The sequence below is a fragment of the Blautia sp. OF09-25XD genome, assembly GCF_003482095.1.
Classification (GTDB): domain Bacteria; phylum Bacillota; class Clostridia; order Lachnospirales; family Lachnospiraceae; genus Fusicatenibacter; species Fusicatenibacter saccharivorans.
The window spans coordinates 132,040-154,609 of the sequence record NZ_QUMG01000008.1; the positions used below are offsets into that span (position 1 = coordinate 132,040).

The following is a 22,570-nucleotide window of genomic DNA, read 5'->3' on the forward strand; positions in this document are numbered from 1 at the left end:
CTCTCTGGTTTTTATTATTTTTAGTCAAAATGTATAATCGGTAACGTTTTCGTATTCAACATATCATAAATTTGTATATTTTTAAATATCTTTTTTTACCAATACTGACCGCCTCAGCTTTGAAAATAATAGTAGTAAAATTTAAGCCAATTTTTTCGCAATAAAGTAAAATAAAAGAACGGTACCTTTTATTGGACCGTCCTTTTTGTCAACATTTGTTTTATACTGTTTTTACGCTCTTAACCGGAATTTCTGGATGTCCTTTGCATTATTCACACGCTCAATTTCAGCGCCGAGTCCACGGAGCTTTCCGTCGAAGTCCTCGTATCCGCGCAGAATGTATACAATATCATCCACCACGGTAACACCCTCTGCTGCAAGACCTGCAATAACAAGTGCTGCTCCGGCGCGAAGATCCGGTGCGGAAACCTCTGCTCCGGTAAATTTTTCTACGCCGTCAATGATCGCCGTGTTGCCTTCTACTTTAATACAGGCGCCCATACGTGCCAGCTCATCCGCATATTTAAAACGATTTTCAAAAATACTCTCTGTTACAATACTCGTACCGTTTGCCAGTGCCAGTGTAACCGCAATCTGCGGCTGCATATCGGTCGGGTAACCCGGATACGGCTGTGTCTTTACGTGTGTTCTGCCCAGACGTTTGCTTGCGCTCACACGGATGGAATCGTCAAACTCTTCTACGTCGCAGCCAATCTCCTCGAGCTTTGCGGTTGTTGCTTCCAGATGCTTTGGAATCACGTTTTTAATCAGCACATCGCCCTTTGTAGCTGCTGCTGCAAACATATACGTACCTGCCTCGATCATATCCGGTACGACCGCATAGCTGGTTCCGTGCAGGGTATCGACACCCTTGATCCGGATCACATCGGTTCCTGCTCCTTTGATGTTTGCTCCCATGCTGTTCAGGAAGTTCGCCACATCGACAACGTGCGGCTCTTTCGCTGCATTCTCAATCGTTGTATTTCCTCTTGCCATCGAAGCTGCCATCATGATGTTGATGGTGGCTCCAACGGAAACCATATCCAGGAAAATGTGGCTTCCATGCAGATCTGCCGCACTTGCCACGATTGCGCCATGACGGATGCTTACCTCAGCACCGAGTGCGCGGAATCCCTTTAAATGCTGGTCGATCGGACGGCTTCCAATGTTACATCCGCCCGGAAGCGGAACTTCCGCTCTTTTGTATTTTCCAAGCAGCGCGCCTAAAAGATAATAAGACGCACGGATTTTTTTGATATATTCATAATCAACGCTCAGATCTCCGATGGTTGCTGCATTGATCCGCACGGTATGGCGGTCGATGCGGTCCACGGTGGCTCCGATCTCTGCGATTGCTTCCAGAAGTACATTAATATCACTGACATCCGGCAGGTTTTCGATCAGGACCGTCTCATCGGTCATCGTTGCTGCCGTAAGAATTGCAAGCGCCGCGTTTTTTGCTCCCCCGATTTCCACTTCGCCCACAAGAGGATTTCCACCTCTGATGACATACTGTTCCATATATTCACCTCAAATTTTCTTTCTCATACTTAACGAGTGTGTTTTATCCAATATCTAACGAATCAAAGTCTTTTTCCTGTTTTTTTACACACTCCAGATACGCTGAAACGCACTGCTCCCCGCAGTTATTTTTCAGTCTCCCCTTATCTTAACTCAAATCTAATACTTTGTAAATCAATTTTAATACATTCTGTGCTATTTCCGTCTTTTTCCATCGTTTCCGGTCAGGAATATTCAGAGAAACGTTATATGTAATTTCTAACTATCAGAACATTTCCCTTATTATGATATAATCGTATGTTTTCAAAATTTCCCTGAATATTCCACCAATTCTGTTTTACATGCCGATCTGCTCGCGGAGCGCCAGGATCGTGCCCTGGATATCCCTTCCGCTCTCGTCAACTGTAATCTCGGCATACTGCTCATATAATTTACTTCTCTCATCGTAGAGATCCTTCAGCGTCTGGCCCTCTTTCAGCACGACGCCGCGTCCCTTCAGGTTTCCGAGACGTTTCGCCAGATCCTCATACGACAGCTTCAGGTAAACGATGGTTCCAATTTCTTTAAAATGCTCCATCGCCTCTTTTCCGTAAATGGCGCTGCCGCCCGGTGCAATGACGCTTTCATCGGCTTCCAGAGTCGCATTGACCTCATTCTCAATCGCAAGAAAGCCTTCATTTCCCTCATCGGCAATAATCTCGCGCAGAAGACGTTTCTCCCGATGCTGAATCACAAGATCCGTATCAATAAACTCATACCCCAAAGCCTTTGCAAGTATAACGCCAACGCTGCTTTTGCCGGCTCCCGGCATTCCTATTAATATAATATTCCGTTTCTTCAAGTTTTATTCCTCCTGCTGTCCTGTATGTACTCTCGGAATCTTTTTGTTTCCTCTATCTCTGCAGATTTGTTCCGCCCTGCTTCATGATCTGCTCAATCTCTTTTTCGCTGACCACGTTGGCATCGTGCTGAATCATCAGCTTTAAGACGCTTGCGGAAATCGCAAAATCGATGGTTCTCTGCGGCGCAAAATCATGCGCCATCGCGTGAATCAGTCCTGCACCAAACGCATCACCGGCTCCGACTGCCTCAAAGCTGTGTACTTTGTGAACCGGGCTCTCATAGAATTTTCCGTCTTTCAGGTAAATTCCCATCCAGTCGCCGTCCTCCACGGTGTAGAGATTGCGCAGCACGCTCGCAACTGCTTTACAGTTCGGGAACTGTTTCTGAATTTCCAGCATGCCCTCTTTGTAAGACTCGATCTGTTCAATGCCGCGCGACATATCTCCATCATACGCCGGAATGCCAAGCGATGATTCAAAGTCCTCATCATTTGCAATGCAGACATCCACGTAAGACATCAGACGGCGCATGACGCGCTGTGCGTCCTTTGCTGACCACATTTTTCCGCGGTAGTTGAGATCACATACCACCTGAATTTTTTTCTCTTTGCAGAGCATAAGAGCGCTCTCCAGCGTCTTTTCGATCTCGCAGCTGATGGCCGGCGTGATACCGGAGAAATAAAAGAGATCCACGCCCTCGAGCAGTTTTTCCCAGTCAAACTCCTCCGCTTCTGCCATCGCGATCGCGCTGTAGGCGCGGTCATAAACCACGCTCGTCGGTCGGATGTTGGTTCCCTTTTCAAAATAGTAAATACCGACGCGGCCGCCGCCCCGCAGAACACGGGTCGTATCCACACCGAACCGGCGGATTTCATTGATGGCCGCCTGTCCGACCTGGTGCTCCGGCACTTTTGTCACGTAGGAAACATCGTTCCCGAGTGTTGCCAGAGAAACTGCGACGTTCGCCTCCGCGCCGCCGTAACTGGCTTCAAAGGTATCTGCCTGCAGTATTTTCAGATGCTCCGGTGTTTTTAAACGCAGCATCAGTTCTCCGAATGTAAGTATTTTCATGATAAAATCCCCTCCAGAAACATTTTGTTTTTCACCTCAATACCTTTTTATCTTACGCTGTTTTCTCCCCGGACGCAAGAAAAAAAGCGCAAAAAAGCGGCTTCCTGTTTCGATTCAGAAGCCGCTTTTTCTGCGTTTTCTCTTATTCTTTTACTGCTCCCAGTGTAATACCGGTTACGAAGTATTTCTGCAGGAACGGATATACAATCAGCATAGGAACAAGGGCGATAAATACCTTTGCTGCCTCCAGTGATTTGTTGGAGTTCTGTGCTAACTGCTGATACTGCTCTGCAGTCAGGGTTACGCCTACCGGGATCTGAACGGAGATCTGACGGATGTAGGTCTGTAACGGATAGTTCGTCTCTTTGTTCATTAATACCAGGCCCTGGAAATACTCGTTCCAGTAACCAACGGATGTAAACAGGACGATGGTTGCGATAACCGGTTTGGAACACGGAACTACAATCTGCCACAGGATACGCCACGGGCCGGCGCCGTCTACACGGGCTGCCTCCTCGAGGTCTCCCGGGATGCCGCGGAAGAAGTTCATCATCAGGAGTACGTTGAATACCGGAACAGAACCAGCCAGAACCAGTGCTGCCATCGTATCGATCATACCATAATTTTTAACGGTGATGAACCACGGAATGGTACCACCATTGAACAGCATACAGAATACCAGGATCCACATCAGGACGTTTCTCGGTTTGTACTCTGTTTTGCTCTTTGCCAGCGGATAGGACATCATAATCAGGACAACCATGGTCCATATGGTTCCAATCACAACTCGCTTGATGGAAATCCAGAAGGAATTCCAGAATGCGGAATCACCCATAATCAGGCTGTAGGATTTTACGTTTGATCCGATCGGGTAAATCGTTACAAGACCGCCCTCAGCGGCTGCTTTTGAAGAAATAGATACGCAGAACGTATACCATAACGGATAAAAACAGCTGAATGCCAGGAGAATCAGGATGATAGCATTTATGACTTTAAACGCTTTGCTGCCAAAACTCTTGCTTTCTATCATAATTTCTGCCCTCCTTAGAAAATCTTGTAATCAGCAAACTTGTAAGCACAAACATAAGAAGTAACAACCAGCACGAAGCTGACAACAGATTTAAAGAGACCTGCTGCAGTAGCCAGCGAGAACTGCATGTTTGTAATACCAATACGGTATACGTATGTATCGATGATATCACCAGTTTCAATAACCAGCTGGTTGTACATGTTGAATACCTGGTCGAAACCTGCATTCAGAACGTTGCCCATTGCCAGTGTGGTCAGAAGAACGATGGTCGGAACCAGTCCCGGGATGGTGATGTGCCATACACGTTTCCAGCGGCTTGCGCCGTCGATTGCAGCTGCCTCGTAAAGGCTCGGGCTGATGCCGGTCAGCGCTGCAAGATAAATAACTGCGTTGTAACCGAACTCTTTCCATACATCAGTTCCGATCAGTAACTGACGGAAGATGCCAGGCATGGTCATCGGAAGAACGGTATCCGTTGCACCCATTGCGCTGCGGACCGTGTTGAAAATTCCGTTTGCGCCAAGGATATTGGTGATGATGTTTGCAAGGATAACCCAGGATACGAAGTGCGGCAGATATACGATCGTCTGAACCGTCTTTTTGAACTTCATATTCTTTACCTCATTCAGCAGCAGTGCGAACACCAGCGGAATGATGATATTCAGGATAACCTTTGCGATTGCAATAATCAGAGTATTGACAAGTGCCCGTTTTGCATCCGGGATAACGGTCAGGTATTTAAACCATTTCAAACCTACCCACGGAGAGCCGAACCATCCTTTGCTCGGATTGTAATCCTGGAATGCCATTACAATACCAACCATCGGAACGATAGAAAACATAAACAGCCAGATATAACCCGGCAGAACCATTAACGTATAGTGAAAGGAATTTGACAGCCCGAGATGGCCTTTTTTCTTCTTCACGGCAAGCTCCTCCTTTGATGTCATTTTTTTAAAGTAGTGGGGTACAGGCTTTCCTGTACCCCACCCTCCACATCATACATTTACATTAGTTACTCAGCCAGGTAATCTTTTACCAGCTCAAGGATCTGATCACCACCCTGTACATGCCAGTCGGTGCAGAACTGATCCCACTCGTCAAGGCTCTTCGCACCAGTGATGAACTGAAGGATACTCTTGTCTTCCAGGTCAGAAATCTGGGTCCAGTAGGTATCCATTCCGTCGATGGTGTAGTACAGTTCAGAATAGATCTTGTGATCCGGCTCAAGTGTTGCGTATGGACGATCACCAATCAGCAGTGCATAGAATCTGTTGAACTGTCCGTTGTTGGTGTTGACATCCATATCGGTTACTGTCAGATCTCTGGATCCGTCATAGTCCTCAGAGATAACGTCTTTCAGAGTTGCGGCATCGTTTGCCAGGTTCTTGTACAGACCGTTGAATTTGCTTCCGCCCTGCTGATAATCATCTGCGCTTGCTTCGCCTTTGATGATTCCCATCAGTGCATCATACTCATACTCGCACTCGTCAGTAGCTGCCATGGTGTTACGCAGCGGATACCAGCCGATTGCTACAGAAGTATCGAAGGTAGACTCATCACGAACGAGTACGTTGTTCATGATAACAATGGCTTTCTTCACATCATCCGATGCGTTTTTGTTTACCATAGTATAAGTGGTTCCAACGTCTTTCATATGAATATTCCACTCACCGTCTTTGGTGTACAGCGGATATGCCTGCCAGTTTGCATTGTTATCGTTACGGAAGGAATCCGGGTTTCCGTATCCAAGGCTCCACCATGGTCCCATGAAGATACCGCAGGTTCCGTTCTTAACATTGTTTGCATTGTCGCCGTTGGTTGTGGTTCCAACCTCCGGGTTGATGAGGCCTTTTTCATACCAGTCATGTAAGGTGGTAAGGGCTTCTTTCATTTCATCTGTTGTAGTTCCCCAGTACAGTTCGCCGGAATCATCTTTCAGAAAATACCCCGGTGTTGCATTGAATGCCTGATATACAGCATCGAAACCGTATCCGTTGTTGGAGGAGTTCAGGAAGTTGGAGTAGGTTCTTCCGCCGTTATCAATACCTGCGATTGCATAATCCGGGCTGAGACCTGCGTCTTTAAATTTCTGAGCTACTTCGCCGAGTTCATCTACGGTCTTCGGAACTTCCAGTCCTAACTGATCCAGCCAGTCCTGACGGATAAAGTACAGGTAAACACCATCGGTATCTACCGATATGTTTGGCAGTGCACAGAAGGTTCCGTCTACGGTTGCATTGTTGATCGCACGTCCTTCGGTAGTCTCGATGATTTCTTTTACCTGTTTGGATGCGTACTGGTTGAACTCCGGCCAGAGGTCTGCAAGAAGATCTGCTCTTGCTGCCTGTACCAGGTAGTTACGGGTTGGTGCAACGACTGCATCCGGAAGGGAAGCAGATGCGATTGCCAGAGATACTTTCTGCTGGAAGTCAGATGCATTACCTGCAGTCCAGTCGCAGACAACTTTGATGTTGTAGTTATCCAGAAGGTATCTGGTGTACTGGTTGTTATCTACGGAATCGCCGTCCGGAAGTGTGGTATCCTTCGGGTCGATCTGATATCCATAATGTACTTCTACGACATGATCAAATTTTGCAAACGCACGATCGTCATTTTCACCCGGTACTGCATCATCTGCTTCATCAGCTGCTGCAACCCAGTCACCAGAACCTGCTGCATCGCCGGAGCCGCTGTCCGATGAGGTATCCTTTGCTTCATCGCCGCCTGCCGTACTTGATGCTGTTGTGCCGCTGCTCTTGCTGTTTGTGTCAGAACTGTCTCCTCCAGTGCTGCCACATGCTACCAGGCTTACGATCATGGTGCTTGCCAGTAATGCAGAAATTACTTTCTTTTTCATTTGGTGTCCTCCTTGTGATTTACGTTCTTTTTGCGTGCTCCGTTGTTGCTTTTGTCCAGGCTTACGAAGAATCCATTGTTTTTAATCATACGTTTTGCCTAAAACTTTCACATTTTCGTCACACTTTTTATGCAATGATTATACCTCTCTTCCACCCGTTTTGACAAGCATTTTTTATGTATTTTTCACAATTTATTTCGTTTTTTTAATTCATATTGTCGATTTTGTACACTATTTTAAAATTTATAGTCAATCTTGACTTTTTCTTTTTCGTTATTCTTTTATCTATTGACGGATTTTTTGTGCTTTTTCCGTCATTTTGTATATTCCTCGTATTTTCAGACATTTTACCTGCAGAGCCTTCTACCGGCAGTTCCCTCCGAATGCCGGGCAGCACAATAAAAAAGAACCTCTTATCTCTCCCCGGAAATACTTCTTTCCGGAAACATAAGAGGTTCTTTTTCTTTTTTTGTTCTTTATTCTGCTTTTTTCTTCTCTTTTGGAATAATAATATTCAGTACAATCGCCGCAACAGCTGCCGGAACAATACCGGAGCCGCCGAAAATCAGCTGGATATAATAAGGAAGCTCAGAAGTTGCTCCCGCTGTGGAACCAAGGCCGTAGCCAAGACCCAGTGCAACAGAAACGATCGTGATCTCACGGCTCGTAATCGGCTCTTTTGTGATGAGCTGGATACCGGAAACCAGAATTGACGCAAACATCATAACGGCTGCACCGCCGAGTACGGACTGCGGCATAATGGATACAAATGCTGCAATCTTCGGGCAGAGTCCGCAGAGGATCAGGAAAATGGCTCCGCAGGAAAGTGCCATACGGTTTACGATTTTTGTCATCGAAATAATGCCGACGTTCTGTGCAAAAGAAGTATTCGGGAGAACGCCAAGTGCTGCTGCAAAGCTGGATCCGAGACCGTCGCAGATGATACCGCCGGAAAGCTCAGAATCGGTTGCCTCGCGGTCCATACCGCTCTCTACGCAGGCGCAGATATCGCCGACCGTCTCAACGGTTGTTACGATGAACATGATCGCTACCGGGAGAATTGCCTCCACACGGAAGACTGGTTTTACCTCAGCCAGTTTTCCAAAGCCTGCAATACCAGGGAGCGCGAACCAGGACGCATCTTTTACCTGCTGGAAATTGACAACCCAGGAATATGTATAGGAAACAGTGCTTCCATCCTCAAGAACCGCCGTTCCGGTATGCGGCAGAACCATGGTCATAATAATAGCTACCACGTAGCCGACTAAAATACCGATCAGAATTGAAGCCGTACTTAAGATTCCCTTCGGATTTGTAAAGTGCTTCAGTGCCAGCGTTACAATCAGAACGACCATGCCAAGGAACAGGTTCTGTATGGAACCGTAATCGTTCGTTCCGGAACCGCCGCAGAGATAATTGATTCCAACCGGAATCAGCGAAAGACCGATCGCCATAACGACGCAGCCGGTAACAACCGACGGGAAAAATTTACGAAGCGGCTTTAAACAGACGCCAAGCACGCCCTCAAACAGACCGCCGACAATTGTCGCACCAAGGATAGCGCCGTACGTCAGCGCGCCCTGTCCCAGCACGGCTGTCACGCTCTTGAATACGCCGAGGAATCCAGAAGATGTACCCATAACAATCGGCACTTTACCGCCGATCGGTCCAATCGAAAACATCTGTACCAGTGTTACAATACCGGCTACTGTCATTGCATTCTGCAAAAGAGCCGTACGAAGTGCACCGTAGCCCGCATCCGCCGTCAGACCGCACGCTCCCATGATGATCAGAAGCGGGGTGAGGTTTCCTACGAACATCGCCATTACATGCTGCAATCCAAGCGGAATCGCCTGCTTCAGCGGAATCCGTCCTTCAAAGGTGTACGGGGTTCCCATAGCTGAACTTTTTTCTTTTTTCATTGCTTTTCTCCTGCTTTTGTAGATTTGGGCTGCCTTGCCTTTCGGTATGGAATATGCCCTGCACAGCCGGAATTTTTCCGGCAAAGCGTCCTTGTTTTTTCTTATAGATACTTATAAGTTTTTCTTTTTAAACAAGTCTTCTTCATAAGCTGTGCTTTTATGTAAAAAGATTATCATGTTTCTTTTTTCCCGTCAACCCGCATCTTGTACAGAATTCCATAAAAAGGAGACACCGGTCTGTGTTCCTCATCTCACAGATCAATGCCTCCTTGTTTTCTTCCTTCAATTTAAGCGTTCTGGAAATCCTCAATCGCTTTTACGGTGCGGTTATATTCTTCCGTCACCTTCTGCATCAGATCATCCGTCTCGGTCTCCTGCAGCGGTCTTAACCGCTCGGTCAGCTCGGCGCTTGGCTCGTACAGATTTTTAAAACCAAGATTCTGGCACACGCCTTTTAATGTATGAGCTGCACGGAATGCAACCTCAATATTTCCGTCCGCCAGTGCCTGGCAAAGCTCCTGATAGCTCGGATCCTGCGGAAATTTTAAAATGATCCGCTGAATTAGAGATTCACTGCGAAGCCGCTGAACGGTTTCCTCGTAATCTGCTCCCATCTGCATGTAGCAATCTTTTAATGTCATCTTCTCTTCCTCTTCCCTGTATGCAAATTCATTACATATTAATGCAAACAAGTTCTTTATCAATACATAAATAATTATATTTCTCACGCAAGCTCTTGTCAACTTCTGCTTTTCATTATTTTTGCATTATTTTTGTTTACTATACGCTCTATTTCTGAACATAAAACATCTTTTTTCTTACGTTTTTCTTACGTTTTTATCTTACCTGTATATTGCATTCATGCATAATAATACAACTTACTCGCATATTCTGTCGTTTTATTCACACGGTACCGCGTGAAAGTCTATTTCTTCTGTCTAGTCTCGTTGCAAAATGTAATGTTTTTTGTACACTGTAATTTTCGTTATTTTTCTGTGTTTCTTCTATCTTTTATGCAAAAAGGGACCCCCGGTCTTAACCGGAGATCCCTTTGGATTTCTCAAAATCAGATTAGCAGATTCCCTGAGCCATCATAGCGTCAGCTACTTTCTCAAAGCCTGCGATGTTAGCGCCCATAACATAGTCGCCCTCATGGCCGTAACGTTTTGCAGCATCAACCATGTTGTGTGTGATGTTGATCATGATATTTTTCAGTTTTGCATCAACTTCATCGAAGGTCCAGGACAGACGCTCGGAGTTCTGGGACATCTCGAGTGCGGATGTTGCAACACCACCTGCATTTGCAGCTTTTCCAGGTGCGAAGATTACGCCGTGCTCCTGCAGATATTTGGTTGCTTCCAGAGTAGTAGGCATGTTAGCGCCCTCGCATACTGCAGTGCATCCGTTCTCAACAAGTGCTTTTGCATCCTCAAGCAGCAGCTCGTTCTGAGTTGCGCAAGGAAGAGCAAGGTCTGCTTTTACAACCCATACGCCGCGTCCTTCGTGGTACTCAGAGTTTGGACGATATTTCTTGTACTCGGTCAGACGGGCACGATTTACTTCTTTGATCTCTTTTAATGCAGCTACATCGATTCCGTCTGGATCGTAAACCCATCCGTTGGAGTCAGAGCAGGTGAGAACTTTCACACCAAGCTGAGTAGCTTTCTCGATTGCATAGATTGCAACGTTTCCGGAACCGGATACACAAGCGGTCTTGCCTGCGATGTCGATGCCGTTCAGTTTCAGCAGCTCCTGGGTCAGGTACAGCAGTCCGTATCCGGTAGCCTCTGTTCTTGCTAAAGATCCGCCGTAGCTTAAACCTTTACCAGTCAGAACGCCTTCGTATACGCCGCGGATTCTCTTGTACTGTCCGAACATGAAGCCGATCTCTCTTGCGCCTGTTCCGATGTCACCAGCCGGTACGTCGGTGTCTGCGCCGATATATTTGCAAAGCTCTGTCATAAAGCTCTGGCAGAATGCATGATCTCTCTGTCAGATTTTCCTTTCGGATCGAAGTCAGAACCACCTTTACCTCCGCCGATCGGAAGGCTGGTCAGTGAGTTTTTGAATACCTGCTCGAATCCCAGGAATTTGATAATACCAATATTTACAGAAGGATGCAGACGGATTCCTCCTTTGTAAGGTCCGATTGCACTGCTAAACTGTACACGATATCCGGTGTTTACATGAGCCTGTCCTTTATCGTCTACCCACGGCACACGGAATTTGATCTGACGCTCTGGCTCTACCATTCTCTCCAGAAGAGCGACTTTTCTGTATTTTTCCTCGTTTGCTTCAATAACAGGGCGAAGAGATTCCAGAACCTCTTTGACTGCCTGATGGAATTCCGGCTCAGCTGGGTTTTTTGCAACTACGGACTCAATAACCTCATCTACGTATGACATGTTAGTTTCCTCCTTGAAATTTCTCCCTTAATGTAGTGCAGAAAGATTTCTTTAAAAGATCCATCTGCGGTTCTCATCAGCCTTAAAGCGTGGAGAAAATCATTTCCGCACTCTCTCGCGTCTCCGGTGGATTCTCCCGTCCTCCGGATCACTTAATTTTATAAGGTCAACGATTGGTTGATATTATAGCATAAAATATCCGGTTTTTGCAATATTTCACGCAAAAAATTCCTAATAAATCATGATTTTGTAGCGTTTTCTAATATTTACCCAGTATTTTTGTCGATTTTGTATATTTTTACCGAAAGTACTATAAAATTTCGCGTGCTGATTCTTTAGAAAATAAAGATTAGCTGCGGTTTTTTGTTTTTATATTAGGTGTTTTCGATTTTTTCTTCACGCTCCAGCCAAAGGTTCCCTGCTTTTTCCCGATTCCAAAGTACTCTCCGTGGGAATACACAATCGGTTTCGCGCGGTTCAGATCGAAGCGGCCGCGCTCATCCATGTATGCCTCATCCGCATGGACAGCCACAACTTTTGCAAGAAACATGTGATGCGAGCCCAGTTCGAGCACCTGCTCCACTTTACACTCGATATTAACCGGCGACTCCCCGATCATCGGTGCGGAAATCTCCTCCGCCTCGACTTTCGTCAGTTTCATCTCTTTGAACTTATCCACATCTCTTCCCGAGCGCACGCCGCAGTAGTCGGTCGCATAGCAGAGGTCCTCCGTCGTCAGGTTGATGACGAACGCACCGCTCTCTTTGATCATCTGATAGCTGTAGCGTTCCGGCCGCACCGAGATCGATACCATCGGAGGATTCGTACACACCGTGCCGGCCCAGGCAACGGTGATGATGTTGTCCTCCCCGTTCTTTCCGCGCACCGACACCATGACCGCCGGCAGCGGATACAGCATATTTCCCGCTTTCCATGTCTGTTTTCCCATTCTTATTTCTTTCCTTTCCTCTTTTTCACCCTTTTATGACCGAAAAAAGCGTGCCCCGGATCTGTTTTCAGGCCCGGAACCACGCTTTTTTATTTTTTCTGTTTTTACTGATTCTGCAGCGCCATCATAAATGCCGGAATCAGCTGTTTCTTTCTCGACACAACACCCTTCAGCTCGCAGCTGACCTCGTTGACCGGAAGATCTTCAAAAGCTTTTTCGATGACTTCCTTTGCCCCGCTTCCATAATACAGAAGCTCTGTAGATTCTTCTATAATATTGGTCAGCATAAAGAATACCATCTCGATGCCGTGTTTTCCGCACTCGCTTTCCATCTGCGGCAGAAGCTGTTCCTTGATGGATTCCAGCTCGCCCGCATCGAGGGATGTAATCTGGCCGACACCAAACGTAACATCTCCCATGATGAATTTTTTGAAATCCTGGTAGAAAATTTCTTCCGGTGATTTATCTTTCAGGTTGCTTCCTGCACGGAACATTTCGGATGCAAACTCCGGAATGCTGATGCCTGCAATGTCCGCCAGTGCCTCTGCTGCCGCTTTGTCAAGAAACGTACACGTCGGCGACCGGAACATCAGCGTATCGGAAATGATGGCTGCGCAGAGCAGTCCTGCGATGTTCGGCGCGATCTCCAGCTCTTTTTCCTTATAAATTTCATACATAATCGTTCCCGTGCAGCCCACCGGCTCATTGCGGAACATAACCGGCGCCATCGTCTCAAGTGATCCCAGACGATGATGGTCGATGATCTCGAGAATCTCCGCCTCTTTGACGTTATCGACCGCCTGTGATTCCTCATTGTGATCGACGAGAATCAGTTTCTTTCCTGCATTTCCGATCAGGTTCCGACGGGAAATCGTTCCCACATATTTTCCTTTCTTGTTCAGAATCGGGAAATCGCGGTGTCTCTGATTTTTCATAACTTCTTTGATATCATCGAGGAAATCTTCGGTGTTGAACGTGATCAGATTGCTTCTGCGCATCAGATATTTGACCGGAATACTCTGGTTAATCAGACGCGCAATCGTATACGTGTCATGCGGACTGCTGATGATCACACAGCATTTTTCCTCTGCAAATTTCTGAATCGTTTTCGTCACCTTTGCGCCAAGTCCGACGATAATGCAGCTTGCATCCATCTCGATTGCACAGAGCTGGTCCTCCGCACGGTTTCCGAGAATGACAAGGTCATCTTTTTCGATGTAGTTCTCCATCGTATCCGGATGGAATGCGCCGACAACGACTTTTCCGCGGATAAAATATCCATGCTCATTTCCGACAATGACAGATCCGTCCAGCGTATCCGCGATACTGCGGTATTGCGTCCTTGCCAGTGACATGACATGGCTGTCATAAGAATCCATATAGGATTCCGCGATATCACTGACCGTGATCACGCCCTGCAGATCATTGTCCGGCGAAGTAATCGGCAGTGTGACTACATTGTTGTTTTTCATCATGGAATACGCTTTTTTCACGGAAATCGTACCCGGCACGCTCGGCACCTCGTGAATCTCAATTTCCTTTACCTGCGTTCCCGCATTCGGCAGGTAGCCCGGCGCACGCACCCCAAAGCGCTTCAGTACATACTCGGTCTCCTCATTGATCTGACCGGCACGGCGTGCCACGTAGGTTTTTGTTTTATCCGTTCTGTTTTTGATATCCGCATAGGCAATCGCCGAACAGATCGAATCCGTATCCGGATTTTTATGTCCAATTACATAAACTCTTGAATTTGATTTCATAATAGTACTCCTCCCTTCTGTATGTTTGTGGTATACAGTAAGTTCGTCCCGGTAGTTTTACTTCTTTTTTTTGTAACGACTACAGTTACTGCTCACTTCGTGACCAGTAACCGCCGCCCTGCACATGCAAATTCGCTCCGCGAAGTTCCGGGCGGCCACCTGAATCACTTTCTCCTGCAGCCGCGCAGCAAGTGCGCGTCTCAGTAATTTTGGTAACGACTACACACATATTACCATCCTTTTTTCATCTGGTCAAAGAAAATCTTTTATGTTAAGATAAACGCAGATAGAAAAACGTGCAAAATTGAACCCGATTTTTTCATAAATCCACAATTTTCCTCTCGTTTTCCTGTTATTCTTACGAAAAAGGGGTGTTTCATTATGTCAGAAGAAAAATTAACCATGGATGACTTCTCCGCAGAGCTGGAAGCTTCCTTCAAAAAAATTGAGGAAGGCGACATGCTCACCGGAACCGTCATCTCCGTAGATGAAAAAGAGGTGATTCTCGATCTGAAATACTACGCAGAGGGCGTCATCCGCGCCGAGGACTTCAGCAACGAGCCTGGCTTCTCCTTAAAAGACGCTGTTCAGGTCGGTGACGAAATCACCGCAACCGTGATCCGCAAAGACGACGGCCACGGCAACATTCTTCTCTCCCGCGCAGAGGCAAACGATATCCTCGCATGGGAAAAACTCGCACAGTACAAAGAAGAGAAAACCGTACTGGATGTAAAAGTCAAAGGAATCGTAAACGCCGGTGTTATCGCTTACGTCGAAGGAATCCGCGGCTTCATCCCGGCTTCCAAACTCTCCCTGAACTACGTGGAAGATCTGAATGAATACTTAAACAAAGACATTCAGGTACAGGTTTTTGACCTCGACAAAGAAAAAGACCGCCTGATCCTCTCCGCCCGCGAAATTCTCCGCGAGAAAGCAGACGAAGAGCGCAAAGAGAAAATCTCCAACGTAGAAGTCGGCCTCGTCACCGAAGGAACCGTTGAGAGCCTGCAGCCATACGGCGCCTTCATCAGCCTCGGAAACGGCCTCTCCGGCCTCGTCCACATCTCCCAGATCTGCGCCAAACGAATCAAACATCCATCCGCAATTCTGGCAGTCGGCGATAAAGTCAAAGTAAAAGTCATTGCCATCAAAGACGGCAAACTCAGTCTCTCCATGAAGGCACTCGACGACGTTGCCGCCGAAGAAATTCAGGAAGAAACCATCGAACTCCCGGAGACAGAGGAAGTGACAACGACACTGGAATCGCTGTTTAAAAATATTAAACTGAACTAAAGTGACTGTTCACGTTGTTATAACAGCATTTTCCAGGGGTTTTGCAGCATCACAGATTTTACCCCCATGACACGTAAACATAAAGCAGCGGCTGTACCGGATTTTTCTTTCCCGGTACAGCCGCCACTGTTATTTTATACCGGCATCGCCGCCACAAAATAGTACATCACAATAAAATGACAGAAGCTTCCACCCATCACAAACAGATGGAAAATTTCATGTGTTCCGAACTTTTTATGTTTTGCATTAAACACCGGCATTTTTAAGGAGTAAATCACCCCGCCGACTGTATAAATAATTCCGCCGGCCAGCAGCCATCCAAACGCCGGCCGCGAGAGGGCCAGAAACAGCGGATGAAACGCCAGAACGCACAGCCAGCCCATTGCGATATACAGCACCGAAGAAAACCACTTCGGACAGTTGATCCAGAATGCCTTGACGAGAATCCCGCCAATCGCTGCCGCCCACACCAGTGCACAGAGTGCAATTCCCGTCCGTCCATGCAGTGCAATCAGGCAGATCGGTGTGTAGCTTCCCGCAATCAGCACTGAAATCATCATATGATCAAACTTTTTCAGTCGACGGTTCACCTTCCCGTTTACATCAAACGTGTGATACACGGTGCTCGCCAGATACAGCAAAATCATACTCAGCATAAACACTGCCATTGCGACCACATGCAGATGATCCGGCTCCCGCGCCGCCTTCAAAAGCAACGGCAGCGTTCCCACCACCGCTAGGATCAGCGCAGTCCCATGTGTAATCGCACTGCCAGGATCCTTGATTCCATTTTTTCTGATATACTTCATTCTGCCCACTCCTTTCCTGTCAGAAACGCTGTTTTATTTCAATTACTGTATCACATAGTTTTTATTACTACTTGTTGCCGTTTCTTTTATTATAACAGGATGAAATTATTTTGCAAGTCAAAATATCTGGTTTCTTCCGGAATCGTTCGACACATTTTCACAAAAAAACAGACTTTCCGCATCCACACATTGTTGTGTCTGTTCGAAAAGTCTGTTTTTGATTCTTATTTCGCCTTGATCAGCTTCCATTTCTCTGTCCGCGAAAGCTGTTTAATCTCCCACTCCCGCCGCATCGCCTCTTCTTTGGAGGAATACGTTTCAAAATACACCAGTTTTACCGGTCTCCGGCTTTTGGTGTATTTGGCACCTTTTCCCACATTGTGTGTCTCAACGCGGTGCTCAAGATTGTTGGTCCAGCCGGTGTAAAGTGTTCCATCGCTGCATTCCACGATGTAAGTGAAATTTTTCGGATGTTCCTGCACCTTACTGCATTGCCAGCTCATCTACAGCCAGTTTCAGCGCACCCATGATACCCTGATTGTCGTTCAGGCTTGGAAGTACAATGTAGCTGTCGAGATCCTCAAGTTCTTTTGTTACAAGATATCCGTTCAGCTGTTTCTTTACTTCTTCTCTTACGAGCGGCATCATATGCTCCTGATGCATAACGCCTCCGCCCAAAACGATTCTCTGCGGGGAGAGCAGCATGATGCAGTCTACAAGTGCCTGTCCGATATAGTAAGCCTCAAGCTCCCATACCTCTTTTTTGTCTGCCAGCTCAATACCTTTTTGTCCAGCCGTGCTTCAATGGCAGGACCTGCAGCAAGGCCTTCCAGGCAGTTGCTGTGATACGGGCATTTTCCGCCGTAAGTATCTTTCGGATGTCTGGTCAGCAGAACGTGTCCGCCTTCCGGATGAAGCATGCCGTGCAACAGCTTGCCATTGGAAATAATTCCCATTCCAACGCCCGTTCCGATGGTGATGTAAATGCTGTTGTCCAGACCTTTTGTGATTCCCCAGGTAGCCTCACCCAGTGCAGAACCGTTTACATCGGTATCAAATCCAACCGGGATGTCCAGTGCATCTGCGAAAGCGCCTACGATGTTGTAGTTCTTCCATGCTAATTTGGGAGTTGTGGTAATGTAACCATATGTTTCGGATTTTCTGTTCAGGTCGATCGGTCCAAAGCAACCGATTCCCAGTGCCTGAATGTCCTTCTCTTTGAAATACTCAATCATTTTCGGAACGGTAATTTCCGGTGTCTCGGTCGGGATAGAAATTCTCTCATAAATTTCTCCATTTGCGTTTCCAATTGCGCAGACCATCTTTGTTCCGCCTGCTTCTAATGCTCCAAGTCTCATTGTGTTTTTCTCCTCTCTTATGCTTCTGGATTTGAGCAGATTACAGAAAGTTTTCCTTCAAATCTGCATCCATTAAAATTAGCCGGTATAATAAAGTGAGTACCTTTCTTAACCGGAATACCGTTTACAGTACCCTCTCCGGCGATTACACTTACATTAGTATAATATTTTTTCGCATCTAAGGTGAATACACCGTCGATGTCGTATTTATCTACAGAGTAGAACTTGCATGTTACAAAATGGGTATGTACCGCGCCCGGGATTTCCTCTGTAAAGGTATCGATATCTGCCGGTTTAAACGGAGCCTCGATAACATCGATACTCTGCTCTACATGAAGCTGTCTCGGTTTGCCGTTCTGCAGTCTGTCATAATCGTATACACGATAGGTGATATCGCTGCTCTGCTGTGTCTCCAGAATCAGTGTGCCGCCTTTGATGGCATGTACGCATCCCGGATTGATCTGGAAGAAATCTCCCTTATGTACCGGCACTTTGCGGATGAAATCGCTCCACTCATGATTGCGGATCATTTTCTCCACTTCTGCCTTGTCTTTTGCATTGTGTCCGATAACAATTTCTGTACCCGGTTCGCAGTCCAGCACGTACCAGCACTCGGTCTTTCCAAGAGATCCATTCTCATGCTCTCCTGCATAAGCATCATCTGGATGAACCTGGATGCTCAGATCATTTTTTGCATCAATGATCTTGATCAGCAGCGGAACCTGGCTTCCCGGGTAATTTCCGAAAATTTCCGGCTCCTCTTTCCAGAGCTCACCTAATGTTTTTCCATCAAATCTTCCGCCTGCCACATGGCTCATTCCGTTGGCATGTCCGCTGATCGCCCAGCACTCGCCGGTTGTATCGCTCGGAATTTCGTAATCAAATACGTCTCTTAACTTTGTTCCACCCCAGATTGCTTCTTTGAACACCGGTCCATAAATAAAAGCTCCATATTTTTCTAATCCTCCTTGTTTTCAGGATCTGTCCACTACATCTATTTTAACCGATAACATTCAAAAACGAAACCCCTAAAATGACAAACTTTCACATTTTCTGTAACCGGTTACTTTCCTTTTATTCCACCCTTTTTCTATATCAAAACAATCCTGTTTGTTATATGTAAAGCTGACTGTTTTCAGCCAGCCTTTTTTATAAAAAGCAATCGAAAAACGGTATTTTACCATCCGCGGTCTGCGCCGCCTTTTTTGTATTCAAAACCTGTAAAAAAGATTCGATTGCGAATCCTACACTTTATAATACTTTCCCGCATCCCATTTCGTGCAGGTCCTCTTTTTTATTCCGAAATTGCCGGGAGATATACCATAGGATCAATGGCTTTTCCATCTTTTTTCATCTCAAAGAAAAGATTGCTTCCCTCTTTTACATAATATTTCGTCGGTGCTGCAACTGCTCCGATCCGTGCTGCTTTCTGAACTTTCTGGCCTGCCTCGAGGGAAACGTCTGTGAGCTGTCCGTAGATGGCTTCGTATCCATTTCCAAGATTCATGGTGACGGTGAGGCCGGTTCTTGCATCATTTTCCACACTCACAACTTCTCCGTCCGCTGCCGCCAGAACCGGAGTTCCTTCTGCCGCCGAGAAAACAACGCCTGGATTGCACTGGTAAAGATCCAGTGTCGGGAAATAAACGGTATTTTCCATGTTATACGGAATCAGAACTGTTCCAGTAACCGGCAGTTCCATGATTGTCGCTTCGCTGAACATCAGATCCTGTGCAGCCCCTGCTGTCTCAACTGCCGTTTCCTGATTTTCTGCAGAATCCACAGTTCCGGATGCTGCACTCGTTTCTTCATTCGCCGCTGTTTCTCCTGATCCTGTTTCTCCGTTCTGATCCGCCGCTGTTCCGTTTACCGCCTGCGCGTCCTGTCTTTCTGTATTCCCATCTGATTCTTCCGGTGTATTCTGAGCCGTCTCTGCATCTGCTTCTGGATTTCCCGCCGCCTCTTCTTCACACGCCGCTTCCATTTCCGGCACCTGTTCCAGACTGTTTTCCACATCATCTGCCTGATCCTGTACGGCACGCGTTCCGTCTGCATCTCCCGCCGTCTCCTCCGTCTGCTGTTCTGTAGTTCCGGTGCTTTCGTCCTCTGTAAGCTGTGCCGTCTCTCCCTGTTTCGCCTGATCTGCCTTACCGTTTCTCGCATCCTGCTGCCAGGTCAGCACTCCGCCTGCAATCATCATTGCCAGTGCCGCTGTGATCACGCCGATTCTCAACTTGTCTCTTTTCATATTCTTACCACCTCTGCTGATATCTTTTTAAGCATTTCAGAGGCGTTTTTCGATTTCTCGCTCTCCTCCTGCTTTTCTACAGTAAGCAGTATTTCCCATCCGGCGCGATCTATACACAAAAACTGGATTTTTCCTTTCCGTTATCCACAATTTTTCCCCTGCGCTTCTTTCTTTTGTGGAAAACATAATTCTTTTCTGCGCATTCCGTGCAAAACATCCCCAATGTTATCCACACCTTATTTTCTCGACTTGCTTCACGTAAAAAAAAAGAGCCGGAACCGGGAATTTTCTCCCGTTTCCAGCTCTCGCTTTCACCTGTATTTACTGTAATCTTCCATACACCGTACTCGCATCCGCGATGCTGTCCACCGCAGATCCCGAATCCGTCATGGCCTCTGCCGTAACAAGTATGTACTCTTCGCCTCCATATTCTGCAAAGCTGACCAGGCACTGACCCGCCTCATCGGTAAATCCGGTCTTTCCGCCTTCAATGACTGCCCCGTTCTCCAGTGTCGTACTCATCTCATAGCTGGTAAACCGGTGGAGCATCGTATCATACAGCGTAATTCCCTCCGGGTGTGATGCGGTAGCCTCCGTTGTGTAAACCTCCCTCGTCACGATCTCGCGAAACGTATCACTCTTCAGACACTCACTCATCAGCACCGCAATATCACGGCAGGTAGAATAATGGTTGTCGTTATGTAGTCCCGTGCAGTTCTCAAAATGCGTATTGGTAAGTCCCAGTTCTTCTGCTTTCTGGTTCATCATGGCCACAAAACCTTCTTCCGATCCGCCGACTGCTCTCGCCAATGTCTCACATGCATCTGCGCCGGATGGCAGCAGCACACCATAGAGAAGATCACGAACCGTCGGCTGTTCGTACGGATTAAATCCCGCTACCGACGCATCCTGTGCCGTCAGTTCCTCGAAGATGTCCTCCGGAACCGTAATCGTCTCGTTCAGATCCGGAAGATTTTCAATGGTAAGCAGCGCTGTCATAATCTTTGTCATCGACGCCGGATAAATTCTCTCATCTCCGCCCAGATTCATCATCTCAGCCAGATCGCTTTCCCGCACCAGCAGGGCATGCTGACTGTTCAGACCATCTGACGAAATCTGCTGTACCGGCTCAGGCATCGGTGTAATCTCCTCCTCCGGGCTGGAATCCGATATCGGCTCTGAACTGTCCCCAGCAAGAGAGGATGACGAAACCGAAGAGGATGCACTTGCGTTTCCATCCGTCTGTTTTTTCTCGTTCTTCTGCATCTGATATCCAAGCACGCCAATCAATCCGATAATGATAACAAGCAGAACACTTAAAATCACTTTCTGCTGAAACTGGCGTCTTCGTCTTTTGTTTTTCTTTTTTTGTGCCATAAACAGATTCCTCCGTTCTTTTTTATTCTTTCAAAGCATAGTACATTTCCTGCTCTTTTGCAAGATTTTCGCCGTAACCTTAAGATAAACATAATCAAAATTGGTCCACCGGACCAATTTGGGATATGCAGAACAAAAAAAAGAACCCTCGAAAGGGTTCCACATAGTGAAGCATCGGGGATTCGAACCCCGGACAACTTGATTAAAAGTCAAGTGCTCTACCGACTGAGCTAATGCTCCGTAAAATATGCCTAGTTCCGGAATCGAACCAGAGACACGAGGATTTTCAGTCCTCTGCTCTACCAACTGAGCTAACTAGGCATAAAATTGCGGGAGTAGGATTTGAACCTACGACCTTCGGTTATGAGCCCGACGAGCTTCCAGACTGCTCCATCCCGCGATATCCTATTTTTGTACTTGATTTCTCAAGTAAAGCCGATGATCGGACTCGAACCGATAACCTGCTGATTACAAATCAGCTGCTCTGCCAATTGAGCCACATCGGCCGATTGCCTGATTGGCAAGTGGGTGGTGGTGGATTCGAACCACCGAAGCAATTTGCAGCAGATTTACAGTCTGTCCCCTTTGGCCACTCGGGAAACCACCCATAAAAGAATGGGACCTACAGGGCTCGAACCTGTGACCCTCTGCTTGTAAGGCAGATGCTCTCCCAGCTGAGCTAAGATCCCATTTTTCAGATATTTAGTTATGAAAAGCGACCCGGATCGGGATCGAACCGACGACCTCCGCCGTGACAGGGCGGCGCTCTAACCAGCTGAGCCACCGGGCCACAATAACTATTTTGAAGATATTTGATATACCTTCAAAACCGCATACACTTAACACCTATACATCATACCATACTTTCTTTCCGAACACAACCATTTTCTGCAAAACTTTTGTTTTGCATTTCAGGTCAAGCCCTCGACCGATTAGTAACAGTCAGCTCCATGCCTTACGGCACTTCCACCCCTGCCCTATCTACCTCGTCGTCTTCAAGGGGTCTTACTTCTTTCGAATGGGATATCTCATCTTGAGGGGGGCTTCACGCTTAGATGCCTTCAGCGTTTATCCCTTCCCGACTTGGCTACCCGGCCGTGAACCTGGCGGTTCAACCGGTACACC

At 46.9% G+C, this 22,570-nt stretch carries 15 protein-coding genes, 7 tRNA genes, 1 rRNA gene and 3 pseudogenes; 1 reads left to right on the plus strand and 25 read right to left on the minus strand.

Annotated features, from left to right (window positions below; genetic code table 11):
• Positions 1–231 precede the first annotated feature (231 nt).
• The 11 genes and pseudogenes from DXA93_RS08770 to DXA93_RS08825 all read right to left on the minus strand — a co-directional run bounded on the left by DXA93_RS08770 (position 232) and on the right by DXA93_RS08825 (position 14,360).
• Positions 232–1,521 (minus strand): UDP-N-acetylglucosamine 1-carboxyvinyltransferase, encoded by a 1,290-nt coding sequence (locus tag DXA93_RS08770; RefSeq protein WP_117510690.1) that lies wholly within the window; start codon positions 1,519–1,521, stop codon positions 232–234.
• Positions 1,522–1,858: 337 nt separating this feature from the next.
• Complete coding sequence (locus tag DXA93_RS08775) at positions 1,859–2,362, minus strand: shikimate kinase (protein ID WP_117510688.1); 504 nt, start codon at positions 2,360–2,362, stop codon at positions 1,859–1,861.
• 52 nt (positions 2,363–2,414) lie between these two features.
• On the minus strand, positions 2,415–3,434 hold the full coding sequence (locus DXA93_RS08780; RefSeq protein WP_117510686.1) for a sugar kinase: 1,020 nt from the start codon (positions 3,432–3,434) through the stop codon (positions 2,415–2,417).
• Positions 3,435–3,576: 142 nt separating this feature from the next.
• A complete protein-coding gene (locus DXA93_RS08785; protein ID WP_117510684.1) occupies positions 3,577–4,464 on the minus strand; it encodes a carbohydrate ABC transporter permease in 888 nt (295 codons plus the stop codon).
• 14 nt (positions 4,465–4,478) lie between these two features.
• Positions 4,479–5,390, minus strand: a complete 912-nt coding sequence (locus DXA93_RS08790) for an ABC transporter permease (protein WP_238033680.1) — start codon at positions 5,388–5,390, stop codon at positions 4,479–4,481.
• A gap of 89 nt (positions 5,391–5,479) precedes the next feature.
• On the minus strand, positions 5,480–7,324 hold the full coding sequence (locus DXA93_RS08795) for an extracellular solute-binding protein (protein ID WP_117510680.1): 1,845 nt from the start codon (positions 7,322–7,324) through the stop codon (positions 5,480–5,482).
• 476 nt (positions 7,325–7,800) lie between these two features.
• Positions 7,801–9,246, minus strand: coding sequence for a uracil-xanthine permease family protein (locus DXA93_RS08805; RefSeq protein WP_117762173.1), 1,446 nt, complete (start codon positions 9,244–9,246; stop codon positions 7,801–7,803).
• A 287-nt stretch (positions 9,247–9,533) separates the two neighbouring features.
• Positions 9,534–9,887, minus strand: coding sequence for an Hpt domain-containing protein (locus DXA93_RS08810; RefSeq protein WP_055220310.1), 354 nt, complete (start codon positions 9,885–9,887; stop codon positions 9,534–9,536).
• A gap of 430 nt (positions 9,888–10,317) precedes the next feature.
• Positions 10,318–11,651, minus strand: a pseudogene (gene gdhA / locus DXA93_RS08815) (NADP-specific glutamate dehydrogenase).
• A 349-nt stretch (positions 11,652–12,000) separates the two neighbouring features.
• Positions 12,001–12,600, minus strand: coding sequence for a flavin reductase family protein (locus tag DXA93_RS08820; protein WP_117510675.1), 600 nt, complete (start codon positions 12,598–12,600; stop codon positions 12,001–12,003).
• A 104-nt stretch (positions 12,601–12,704) separates the two neighbouring features.
• Positions 12,705–14,360 (minus strand): putative manganese-dependent inorganic diphosphatase, encoded by a 1,656-nt coding sequence (locus tag DXA93_RS08825; RefSeq protein WP_117510673.1) that lies wholly within the window; start codon positions 14,358–14,360, stop codon positions 12,705–12,707.
• Between the two features lie 381 nt (positions 14,361–14,741).
• On the opposite strand from DXA93_RS08825, the gene DXA93_RS08830 reads away from it, so the two are divergent.
• On the plus strand, positions 14,742–15,653 hold the full coding sequence (locus DXA93_RS08830) for a S1 RNA-binding domain-containing protein (RefSeq protein WP_119208097.1): 912 nt from the start codon (positions 14,742–14,744) through the stop codon (positions 15,651–15,653).
• Between the two features lie 134 nt (positions 15,654–15,787).
• Here the strand turns inward: DXA93_RS08830 and trhA are convergent, their stop codons facing one another.
• The 14 genes and pseudogenes from trhA to DXA93_RS08900 all read right to left on the minus strand — a co-directional run.
• Complete coding sequence (trhA, locus tag DXA93_RS08835) at positions 15,788–16,462, minus strand: PAQR family membrane homeostasis protein TrhA (protein ID WP_118640817.1); 675 nt, start codon at positions 16,460–16,462, stop codon at positions 15,788–15,790.
• Between the two features lie 224 nt (positions 16,463–16,686).
• Positions 16,687–16,965 (minus strand): GIY-YIG nuclease family protein, encoded by a 279-nt coding sequence (locus tag DXA93_RS08840; RefSeq protein ID WP_022461219.1) that lies wholly within the window; start codon positions 16,963–16,965, stop codon positions 16,687–16,689.
• Positions 16,946–17,820: pseudogene (locus DXA93_RS08845) on the minus strand (ROK family protein). The gene DXA93_RS08840 and the pseudogene DXA93_RS08845 overlap by 20 nt, the downstream one beginning before the upstream one ends.
• Positions 17,821–17,837: 17 nt before the next feature.
• A pseudogene (gene manA / locus DXA93_RS08850) lies at positions 17,838–18,772 on the minus strand (mannose-6-phosphate isomerase, class I).
• A 342-nt stretch (positions 18,773–19,114) separates the two neighbouring features.
• Positions 19,115–20,068, minus strand: coding sequence for a peptidoglycan DD-metalloendopeptidase family protein (locus DXA93_RS08855; RefSeq protein ID WP_117762165.1), 954 nt, complete (start codon positions 20,066–20,068; stop codon positions 19,115–19,117).
• Positions 20,069–20,389: 321 nt separating this feature from the next.
• Positions 20,390–21,445 (minus strand): D-alanyl-D-alanine carboxypeptidase family protein, encoded by a 1,056-nt coding sequence (locus tag DXA93_RS08860; RefSeq protein ID WP_117762164.1) that lies wholly within the window; start codon positions 21,443–21,445, stop codon positions 20,390–20,392.
• 167 nt (positions 21,446–21,612) lie between these two features.
• Positions 21,613–21,685 (minus strand) — tRNA-Lys (locus DXA93_RS08865).
• A gap of 8 nt (positions 21,686–21,693) precedes the next feature.
• Positions 21,694–21,766 (minus strand) — tRNA-Phe (locus tag DXA93_RS08870).
• A gap of 6 nt (positions 21,767–21,772) precedes the next feature.
• Positions 21,773–21,845: transfer RNA gene (locus tag DXA93_RS08875), tRNA-OTHER, on the minus strand.
• Positions 21,846–21,878: 33 nt separating this feature from the next.
• A tRNA-Thr gene (locus tag DXA93_RS08880) sits at positions 21,879–21,951 on the minus strand.
• 19 nt (positions 21,952–21,970) lie between these two features.
• Positions 21,971–22,052 (minus strand) — tRNA-Tyr (locus tag DXA93_RS08885).
• Positions 22,053–22,061: 9 nt separating this feature from the next.
• Positions 22,062–22,134: transfer RNA gene (locus DXA93_RS08890), tRNA-Val, on the minus strand.
• Between the two features lie 27 nt (positions 22,135–22,161).
• A tRNA-Asp gene (locus DXA93_RS08895) sits at positions 22,162–22,235 on the minus strand.
• Positions 22,236–22,357: 122 nt separating this feature from the next.
• A 23S ribosomal RNA gene (locus DXA93_RS08900) occupies positions 22,358–22,570 on the minus strand; the annotation flags it as partial.

What these genes read in the sequence shown, in the direction of transcription:
- trhA (WP_118640817.1), bottom strand. Translation starts at nt 16,462, where the DNA reads ATGAAGTATATCAGAAAAAATGGAATCAAGGATCCTGGCAGTGCGATT.
- DXA93_RS08780 (WP_117510686.1), bottom strand. Translation starts at nt 3,434, where the DNA reads ATGAAAATACTTACATTCGGAGAACTGATGCTGCGTTTAAAAACACCG.
- DXA93_RS08770 (WP_117510690.1), bottom strand. Translation starts at nt 1,521, where the DNA reads ATGGAACAGTATGTCATCAGAGGTGGAAATCCTCTTGTGGGCGAAGTG.
- DXA93_RS08855 (WP_117762165.1), bottom strand. Translation starts at nt 20,068, where the DNA reads ATGAAAAGAGACAAGTTGAGAATCGGCGTGATCACAGCGGCACTGGCA.
- DXA93_RS08820 (WP_117510675.1), bottom strand. Translation starts at nt 12,600, where the DNA reads ATGGGAAAACAGACATGGAAAGCGGGAAATATGCTGTATCCGCTGCCG.
- DXA93_RS08830 (WP_119208097.1), top strand. Translation starts at nt 14,742, where the DNA reads ATGTCAGAAGAAAAATTAACCATGGATGACTTCTCCGCAGAGCTGGAA.
- DXA93_RS08860 (WP_117762164.1), bottom strand. Translation starts at nt 21,445, where the DNA reads ATGGCACAAAAAAAGAAAAACAAAAGACGAAGACGCCAGTTTCAGCAG.
- DXA93_RS08785 (WP_117510684.1), bottom strand. Translation starts at nt 4,464, where the DNA reads ATGATAGAAAGCAAGAGTTTTGGCAGCAAAGCGTTTAAAGTCATAAAT.
- DXA93_RS08840 (WP_022461219.1), bottom strand. Translation starts at nt 16,965, where the DNA reads ATGAGCTGGCAATGCAGTAAGGTGCAGGAACATCCGAAAAATTTCACT.
- DXA93_RS08795 (WP_117510680.1), bottom strand. Translation starts at nt 7,324, where the DNA reads ATGAAAAAGAAAGTAATTTCTGCATTACTGGCAAGCACCATGATCGTA.
- DXA93_RS08810 (WP_055220310.1), bottom strand. Translation starts at nt 9,887, where the DNA reads ATGACATTAAAAGATTGCTACATGCAGATGGGAGCAGATTACGAGGAA.
- DXA93_RS08805 (WP_117762173.1), bottom strand. Translation starts at nt 9,246, where the DNA reads ATGAAAAAAGAAAAAAGTTCAGCTATGGGAACCCCGTACACCTTTGAA.
- DXA93_RS08825 (WP_117510673.1), bottom strand. Translation starts at nt 14,360, where the DNA reads ATGAAATCAAATTCAAGAGTTTATGTAATTGGACATAAAAATCCGGAT.